This window comes from Comamonas sp. B-9, assembly GCF_000410635.1.
Taxonomy (GTDB): Bacteria; Pseudomonadota; Gammaproteobacteria; order Burkholderiales; family Burkholderiaceae_C; genus Comamonas.
The window spans coordinates 1-8529 of sequence record NZ_APCR01000338.1 but is presented as its reverse complement, the minus strand read 5'-3'; the positions used below and the strand labels follow the sequence as shown (position 1 = coordinate 8529).

The 8529-nt window shown below is 63.6% G+C and carries 7 protein-coding genes and 1 pseudogene; 5 read left to right on the top strand and 3 right to left on the bottom strand.

Annotated features, from left to right (window positions below; translation table 11 throughout):
• The 3 genes from H928_RS0103545 to H928_RS25965 all read left to right on the top strand — a co-directional run.
• The coding region (locus H928_RS0103545; RefSeq protein WP_027010510.1) for a helix-turn-helix domain-containing protein at positions 1–518 on the top strand (518 nt) is incomplete at its 5' end.
• Between the two features lie 135 nt (positions 519–653).
• On the top strand, positions 654–1202 hold the full coding sequence (locus H928_RS0103540; protein WP_148293024.1) for a hypothetical protein: 549 nt from the start codon (positions 654–656) through the stop codon (positions 1200–1202).
• A gap of 28 nt (positions 1203–1230) precedes the next feature.
• Entirely contained in the window at positions 1231–1491 is a 261-nt protein-coding gene (locus H928_RS25965; RefSeq protein WP_021025278.1) for a hypothetical protein, read from the top strand.
• Between the two features lie 193 nt (positions 1492–1684).
• Here H928_RS25965 and H928_RS0103530 read toward each other — a convergent pair whose 3' ends face one another.
• On the bottom strand, positions 1685–2521 hold the full coding sequence (locus H928_RS0103530; protein ID WP_027010509.1) for an aminoglycoside phosphotransferase family protein: 837 nt from the start codon (positions 2519–2521) through the stop codon (positions 1685–1687).
• Positions 2522–2821: 300 nt separating this feature from the next.
• On the opposite strand from H928_RS0103530, the gene H928_RS0103525 reads away from it, so the two are divergent.
• Positions 2822–5224 (top strand): glucose/quinate/shikimate family membrane-bound PQQ-dependent dehydrogenase, encoded by a 2403-nt coding sequence (locus tag H928_RS0103525; protein ID WP_021025276.1) that lies wholly within the window; start codon positions 2822–2824, stop codon positions 5222–5224.
• A 457-nt stretch (positions 5225–5681) separates the two neighbouring features.
• The gene (locus H928_RS0103520; RefSeq protein ID WP_021025275.1) at positions 5682–6110 is read left to right on the top strand and encodes a hypothetical protein; all 429 of its coding nucleotides are present in this window, start codon (positions 5682–5684) and stop codon (positions 6108–6110) included.
• A gap of 72 nt (positions 6111–6182) precedes the next feature.
• Here H928_RS0103520 and H928_RS0103515 read toward each other — a convergent pair whose 3' ends face one another.
• Positions 6183–7907: a biotin carboxylase N-terminal domain-containing protein gene (locus H928_RS0103515; RefSeq protein ID WP_021025274.1), complete on the bottom strand. Its 1725-nt coding sequence runs from the start codon at positions 7905–7907 to the stop codon at positions 6183–6185.
• Between the two features lie 179 nt (positions 7908–8086).
• Positions 8087–8529: pseudogene (locus tag H928_RS25960) on the bottom strand (allophanate hydrolase); the annotation flags it as partial.

The following is an 8529-nucleotide window of genomic DNA, read 5'->3' as shown; positions in this document are numbered from 1 at the left end:
CATCGCACCGGCCACTGGCCGAGCTGGCCCGCAGCGGCCAGTTCCGCGCCGACCTGCTCTACCGCCTGAACGCCGCCGAGCTGCCGCTGCCCGCCTTGCGCGAGCGCAGCGATCTGCTGGCCCTGGCCGAGCACATGCTCGCCGCCATGGGCTGCAGCCTGCGCCTGAGCGAGGCCGCGCAAGCCGCCCTGCACGCCCACCCCTGGCCCGGCAATCTGCGCGAGCTACACAATGCGCTGCGCTATGTCGCCGCGCTGGCCGAGCAGCAAATCGACCTGGAGCACCTGCCCGATGCGCTGCAGCGCAGCCCCGCCGTGGCGCAGGGGCCGGACGCGGGCAGCGATGCAGCGGATGGCCCTGCGTTGGGTAGCGCCACGCTGGAGCAAGTCCTGGCCCAGTGCCAGGGCAATGTCTCCGAAGCCGCGCGCCTGCTGGGCGTCAACCGCTCCACCATCCACCGCCGCATCCAGCGCCAGCAGCTCAGCCGGGTGTTTGCCAGGCAGGACGGAGAGCGGTAGCAGCTGCGCTGGCCAAGCAATACGGAATACCTTGCTTGTGCACCCTGTGATCAGGCGTCTTGCGCATGGATGACAGTGTTGCTACCCTTGTTGGCTCGCCAGCCCGGCTGGTACACCCAACAACATAGTCCTGGCATGCTCCACACAACGTCATTGCTCGCAGAGCATTTCAGCCTTCTGGCTGCGCAGCCCTGTTGGCAATGCACCGCCAACTATGGCAGCTGGTTATCCCTTCATTTCGGCCAGCCTCGGATCGTGGTGCGCGAACCTGTGCCGAATGCCAAAGCCTTAGCCATGCGACGCAGACGTGCCGATGTGCAAGGCGACTTCCTGCTCTGGATCGAAATGGCTGCCTGGGAGTACTCGGAAGACGACAAGCCCCTGCTGCACTCCGAGCAACCGCGTGAGTCCCTCCAACAAGCGGCTGCCCGTCTGCAGGGGCAATGCATCTCAGGCGTGCGGCTTCTGCATGCGCGCACCGAGACCATTTTTGATTTTGACCAGGGCGGCCAATTGCGTGTTTGGCCACACGGAGATGCCCGCGCAGACGATCCACTGTGGCATCTCTACCTGCCAGAGAAGATATTGACTTTGCAGGCCAATGGCCACATCGCGCATGGGTCTCTATCCCAGGAGCTTTCCAGCTTCGTACCTAACGAAACCGTCTCCGTTACGCTCGGTTAAACCACTCATCCCGCCGCATTGCCTGCCCATGCCCCGATACCGCTTTAATGTCTTTGGCCGCATCCTTGATCTGGAACCCGTCAGCACCGGCTGGCGCTGCTATGCCGTCGGGCAGGACGGCAAGCGCGCACCCGTGCAACTGGCCGTCCCCGCCGATCTGCCCGCCAGCGAGCTGGCCCAGTACCTCTACGACATCTACCATGAGATGGCAACGGGCAGCAGGGGCGATGTGACGGAGATAGAGGTTACGGGTGCGGAGGATGTATCCAGGAACGCAGGCACGCCCTGAGCGGAGGTGTATGCAGCCACCGGGGATAGGGCTGGCATTCTGGTTGGCATTCGGGCGGTGCCCGAGGGGATGGCCTGCCACCCCACACCATCACGGCGCTTGCCTGGACAGCTGCGCAGCAGCTTCAGCACCAGCGGCGGTGCCGCTGCGGTGGGGCGCGAGCTGCCAGCCCCAAGAACCTGTTCAAAGAGCCTCAGGCCAAGGCCTGGCGAGCGAGATGCGCCACGGCCAACTCGTGCCTGGCCTGGCTGCGCAATCCATCCTCTAAAAACCAGGCAGCAGATAAAGCGGCGTGGGCCATCACCCATCGGAGCAGGCGCTGGCGCTCCAGTCCCGCCACATCGACAATGACTGCCAACTGGCGCGCAAAGCGCAGCGGGTCGGTGCAGCTTCGCAGCTCCGGGTTGCACAGCACATTCACATAGTCGTAATAGCGCTCACCGCTGACGCGCTTGGGATCTATTGCCAGCCATCCGCGCTGCCCGAAATCAAGAATATTGCGGTGGTGCGCATCGCCATGCAAAACGACCTGCTCCCGCTGATCTAGCAAGAGCTCCTGGGCGACCATGGCGCAGTCGGCCATCAGCCCCCCTTCCCGCTGCGCCATCGGCGCCAGCGACCTGAAAAAATCCGCCAGCGGCAGCAGATGTTCAGGGGGGTCCGGTGCGCGGTGGGAATGCAGCTGGGCCAGGGTGTAGCAGATGCAGGCCGTCGCCGCATCATCCTCGCCTGCCAAAGCCATGCGCAGCAAATCCTGGGAGCCCATGGCACGCTCCATCAGCAGCGCGCCTGACGCTGGATCGCAGGCATAGACCCGCGCCGCGCCATGGCCACCCCACCATTGCAGCACCTGGCCGCCGATGCGTTCGTCAGCATCTCGCGTCACCTTGATCATCGCCGCCAGGGCTGCTTGTGACCCGCTCAGGCTGACCGGCAGAAGATCACTGGTCGCCGTGACCACAGGCTTGCCAGCAGCGCTCGCACCCCAGCGCTGGAGATAGATATTGAAGGGTTCGAGGTCGGAGGACATGCACCGCATTGTCGTAGACGTGCATGTGCCCACCTGGAAATCCTGGCGCCCCACGCTGGCCGGCCGCTGATGGCTGCTGCGCACATCAAAAGCAAGACGGCACCTATTCGGGTGCCCGGGCTTTTCAGCTGCAGCGAGGAAAACACCGTATTTGGCTGACAGACACTGCCATCGTCTGGTGCTGCAATGGTTGCCGACTCATCCAATTCAGCGGCCCAGAGACTCGATGGTTTAGCGACTGCTCCAATGGGTAGAAGTCTTCCGTTCAACCTTGGGCCCGATGGCCTGAAAGTGGAAGCAATGACGCAATCGCATGGCAAACCCATCGCTAGAAACATCACCGTAGCGATCCTGGTCCTGGTGACCTTGTTTCTGGTGGCGGGCGGGGGGTGGCTGATCGCACTGGGGGGCTCGGCCTACTACCTGGTGGCAGGCCTGGTGATGATCGTCATCACCTGGTGGTATGCGCGCGATCGCGTAGCTAGCCTGTGGCTCTATGCCGTGCTGCTGCTTGCCACCATCGCATGGGGCATCTGGGAGTCGGGGACCGATTTCTGGGCGCTGACGCCGCGACTGGATATCTGGTTTGTGCTGGGCCTGTGGCTGCTGCTGCCCTGGGCGAGCCGGCGGCTGAGCCACAGCGCGGGCGCCAAATCGCTGCTGTCTCTGGGTCTTGTGGCAGTGCTTGCGGTGCTGGGCCTCAGCTGGTTCAACGATCCGCAAGAAGTCAATGGCAGCCTGGCGCGCGCGCCGTCGGCGCAGCGCACGCCGGTGGCGGGCGTGGCCGATGCCGACTGGCCGGCCTATGGCCGCACCCAGGCCGGTGTGCGCTACTCGCCGCTGACGCAGATCAACGACGGCAACGTGAACAAGCTCCAGCTGGCCTGGAAGTACCAGACCGGCGACTTCAAGGGCGATGACGACTCGGGCGAAACCACGGCGGAGCTGACCCCTATCAAGGTGGGCAATCGCATGTTCATCTGCACGACGCACCAGTTCCTCGATGCCCTCGACCCCGCAACCGGCAAGCGCCTCTGGCGTTTTGATCCGCAGCTCAAAGCCGACCGCACCTTCCAGCATCTGACCTGCCGAGGCGTGTCCTACTACGACAGCGCCAACGTCGAGGGCAATAGCGCCAGCGTGCAAAAGAACCTGACCCAGGCCTCTGCCGAATGCCCCCGCAAAGTGATTCTGCCGGTCAACGATGGGCGCCTGTTCGCGGTGAACCCGGACACTGGCAAGCCTTGCAGCGACTTTGGCAACCAGGGCCAGGTCGACCTGCAGGCCAATATGCCGTTTCCCTACCGTGGCGGTTACAACCCCACCTCGCCCCCGGTGGTGACGGGCTCGACGATCGTGATTGGCGGCTCGATCACCGACAACCTGTCCAACGCAGAGCCCTCGGGCGTGATCCGGGGCTATGACGTCAACACCGGCGCGCTGCGCTGGGTGTTTGACACCGGCGCCGAGGACCCAAACCAGATGCCGGGCGAGAAAGGCGAGTTTGTGCACAACTCCCCCAACGCCTGGGCACCACTGGCCTATGACGCCAAGACCGACATCGTCTACGTGCCGACCGGCGTGGGAACGCCCGATATCTGGGGCGGCGACCGGACCGAATTGAAAGAGCGCTATGCCAATTCGATGCTGGCCCTGGATGCCAGCACCGGCAAGCTGGTCTGGAACTTCCAAACCACCCACCATGACCTCTGGGACATGGATGTGCCGGCGCAGCCCTCGCTGGTCGACCTCAAGCGCCCCGATGGCACGACGGTGCCCGCCATCTATGTGCTGACCAAGACCGGGCAGCTGTTCGTGCTTGATCGGCGCAGTGGCGAAGCCATCTTGCCGGTAACCGAAAAGCCGGTGCCGCAAAGCGTCAAGCGCGGCCCGCAAACCAAGGGTGAGCATTATTCGCCAACGCAGCCCTTCTCGCCGTTGAACATGGGCCCGCACGAGAACCTGACCGACAAGAACATGTGGGGCGCCACCATGTTCGACCAGCTGATGTGCCGGGTGATCTTCCACCGCCTGAACTACGAGGGCATCTACACGCCGCCGTCTGAAAACGGCACCTTGGTGTTTCCCGGCAACCTGGGGATCTTTGAATGGGGCGGCATGTCGGTGGACAGTGATCGCCAGGTCGCGTTCATGAACCCGCTGGGCCTGCCCTTTGTCTCGCGCCTGATCCCTGCAGACCCGAACCGCCCACGCACCGAAAAAGGCGCCGGCACCGAGCAAGGCGTGCAGCCCATGTACGGCACGCCGTATGGGGTGGAGCTCAATGCCTTCCTGTCACCGCTGGGCCTGCCCTGCAAGGAACCCGCATGGATGACCGTCGCTGGTGTGGATCTCGCCACCCATGACGTCGTGTGGAGAAAGCGCGTGGGCACCATCCGCGACAGCCTCCCCAAGCTGATGCAGCTTCCTCCTATCAAGGCCGGTGTGCCCGGCCTGGGCGGCCTGATCTCCACCGGCGGCAATCTGATGTTCATCGGTGCAACGCAGGACAACTACCTGCGCGCGTTCAACGCCAGCAATGGCGATCTGCTCTGGCAGGCACGCCTGCCAGCGGGCGGCCAGGCCACCCCCATGACCTACGACATCGGCGGCAAGCAGTATGTGGTCATCATGGCCGGCGGGCATGGCTCGTTCGGCACCAAGATGGGCGACTCGCTGATGGCCTATGCGCTGCCGGATTGATGGGCAGACGGATGGGGAGCCGCTCTTTCGTTACCAGTGACACAGCTGGGGTGTACCGTCGCAAAGCGAACACCTGTTGAAGACTCCCGATGGGCAACAACGGATCTGATCGACGGTATGACTGCTGCCGCCCATCCTCAGGCCTTGACTGATTTATGGATGTCTGGGAACTAGCGTGGGTTGGTGCGACGCATCAAGATGTGAATAGTACAAACTCTGCTATTTCATCTCTTCAGTTCCAATAGCTTGCAGTCCAGGCGGCCATTCTTGCTCGAGGCTCTTCACCTATCAAAGCCCTGGTCAGGTACTCCTTCAGAATGGTAGAGGTGCACTGGTTTACCTGACCCTACTCAGCATGCGGTAGCCTGCCGCCAAATTGCTTCGCGGAGAGCTGCCGAAGATTCCTCAGCAATTGAGTCCCCAGATAACATGAACGTTTAGACCACCAAAGTGTTATATGGAACACCCCATCTCCACCCATTTCTGGGGCTTATACGCGGCTGGCGAGTTCAGGCTCTTGCAGCAATTTTGTGAATTGGGCAACGCGGTGGAGCTGCTCGCCTTCAGTGCTACAGAACAAGAATCCAGGATTCCGGATTGCGCTGCGTGTGAGGTGCGGAGTTTGGCGTTCAGCCCCATCCTGCAATTTATTGAAAACTTTCCTGACGCTTTGCCCTCCAGTTTTGAAACGGGCTTGCAGCGCATCGCCGAGCTTGGATACGGGCTTAGCGATTCCGCACTCAGATGCGGCGACAGACAGATCTTTTGCAATCCCGAATGGGAGCCCGTGCGGCACGAAGCGAAGCAAATTCTCGCTATGTTGGATTGGGAGTCTTTGAAGCCCCACATCGACGACGTGTTGTACGAATGCCGACGCGTAAATTGAAAAGCGCTGCGGTAAAAAAAGGCCGCGCAACCCAACGGCTGCGCGGCCCTTTGCATCGGCCAAAAATGCGGCTTAGTCGATCCGTGCAATCACCGCACCGGCCGCCTGGTAGCTGCCTGCGTCCACCTTCAGGCTGATGCGGCCTGCGCGGGGGGCGTTGATCTGCATTTCCATCTTCATGGCTTCCATCACGGCGATCAGCTCGCCCTCCTGCACGCTGGCGCCATCAGCGACCTTCCAGGTCGTGAGGGTGCCGGCGGAGGCAGCGGTGACGGCCTTCTCATCCACGGCCGCTTCCACGGGCGCTGGGGCCGCGCCAGGGGCCGACAGGCCCGACAGCAGGGAGGCGGGCAGGCCCAGCATCACGCGGCGGCCGTCAAGCTCGATGGCGACGCGCTGCAGGCCAGCGGTGGCGGCAGGCTGGGGACGGGTTTCGGGCTGGGCATCCCACTGGGGCATCAGTTCGGTTTCGATCCAGCGGGTGTGCACGCCAAAGTGCTCGCCGTTGATGAAGTCGGCATGCGCCATCACCGCTTCGTGGAACGGCAGCACGGTCGGCACGCCTTCGATCTTGAACTCCTTGAGCGCGCGGCGTGCGCGTTGCACGGCCACTTCGCGGCTGGGGCCCCAGACGATCAGCTTGGCCAGCATCGAATCGAACTGGCCCGCCACTTGCGAGCCGGATTCCACACCGCTGTCCACACGCACGCCGGGGCCCGATGGGGCCTCGAAGCGGGTCACCAGACCAGGGGCGGGCAGGAAGCCACGGCCCACGTCTTCGGCATTGATGCGGAACTCAAAAGCATGGCCGTGGGGCGCGGGCACTGCCGTATCGGCCAGCACTTCGCCTTCGGCCACGCGGAACTGCAGGCGCACCAGGTCGGTACCGGTGGTCTCTTCGGTCACCGGGTGCTCCACCTGCAAACGGGTGTTGACCTCCAGGAACGAGATCGCGCCGCCTTGGCTCAGCAGGTATTCCACCGTGCCGGCGCCCACATAGCCCGCGGCCTGGCAGATCTCGCGGGCCGATTGGTGGATGCGCTCGCGCTGCGCGTCGGTGAGGAATGGCGCAGGTGCTTCTTCGACCAGCTTCTGGTTGCGGCGCTGCAGCGAGCAGTCGCGCGTGCCCAGCACCCGCACATTGCCGTGCTGGTCGGCCATCACCTGGGCTTCGATGTGGCGGGGCTTGTCCAGGAACTGCTCGACAAAGCATTCGCCACGGCCAAAGGCGGTCACCGCCTCGCGCACCGCCGCGCCATACAGCTCGTCGATGTCCTCGGCCTTCCAGATCACCTTGATGCCACGGCCACCACCGCCAAACGCGGCCTTGACCGCAATCGGCAGGCCATGGTCCCGCGCAAAGGCATGCACTTCGGAGACGTCCTTGACCGGCTCGGGCGTGCCCGCTACCAGCGGGGCACCGACGCTCAGCGCCAGCTTGCGCGCCTGCACCTTGTCGCCCAGCTGCTCAATGGCCGAAGGCGGTGGGCCCACCCAGGTGAGACCGGCACCGATCACCGCGCGGGCAAAGGCGGCGTTTTCGGACAGAAAACCATAGCCCGGGTGCACCGCATCTGCGCCGCTTTTTTGCGCCACTGCAATCAGCTTGGCGATGTCCAGATAGGTCTCTGCCGGGCGCTGGCCTTCAAGCGCATAGGCCTCATCGGCCATGCGCACATGCAGGGCGTCGATATCGGCATCGGCATACACCGCCACGCTCTTGAGGCCGTGGTCCGTGCAGGCACGAATAATGCGGACGGCGATCTCGCCACGGTTTGCAATCAATACTTTTTTCATGGCTGAGACTCCGAGCAACCAAACAACGACAGGGAAGCGAGATCGCCGCAGCCTGCTGCGCAGGCACTGCAATGTAGAGAAACCGCCGCTGCGCGTCGGTTTTCGCCACGGTTTGCAATCAACACTTGATTCATAGCTATATCCATTCAAGAACGGGGCGCGCAGGCCCTGTTCAACACTCAGCCCACCAGGTCCGCAAAGGGCGCCAGGGGGCGGAATTGCAACCAGCCACCGACGGGCACTTGCGCGGCCAGGTCCAGGTGGTAGGAGGCAATGCAGGCGATGACCGGGTAACCACCGGTCAAGGGGTGGTCGGCCAGGAAAAGCACGGGCTGGCCGCTGGCGGGCACCTGGATGGCGCCCAGGGCTGTGCCCTCGCTGGGCAGCTCCTGGGTTTGGCTGCGCACCAGCGCCTCTGCACCGGCCAGGCGCAAGCCCACGCGGTTGGACTGGGGGGTAACCTGCCAACGCTGCGCAGCAAACAGGGCCACGGCCTCGGGGGTGAACCAGTCGGTGCGCGGGCCCATGACGACATCGAGCACCACGGTCTCACCGGCCTTGGGCAGCGCCGGCGGGTTCTCATCAGCGGCTTCCACGGCTGCGGCATCGCGCGCATCGCCCA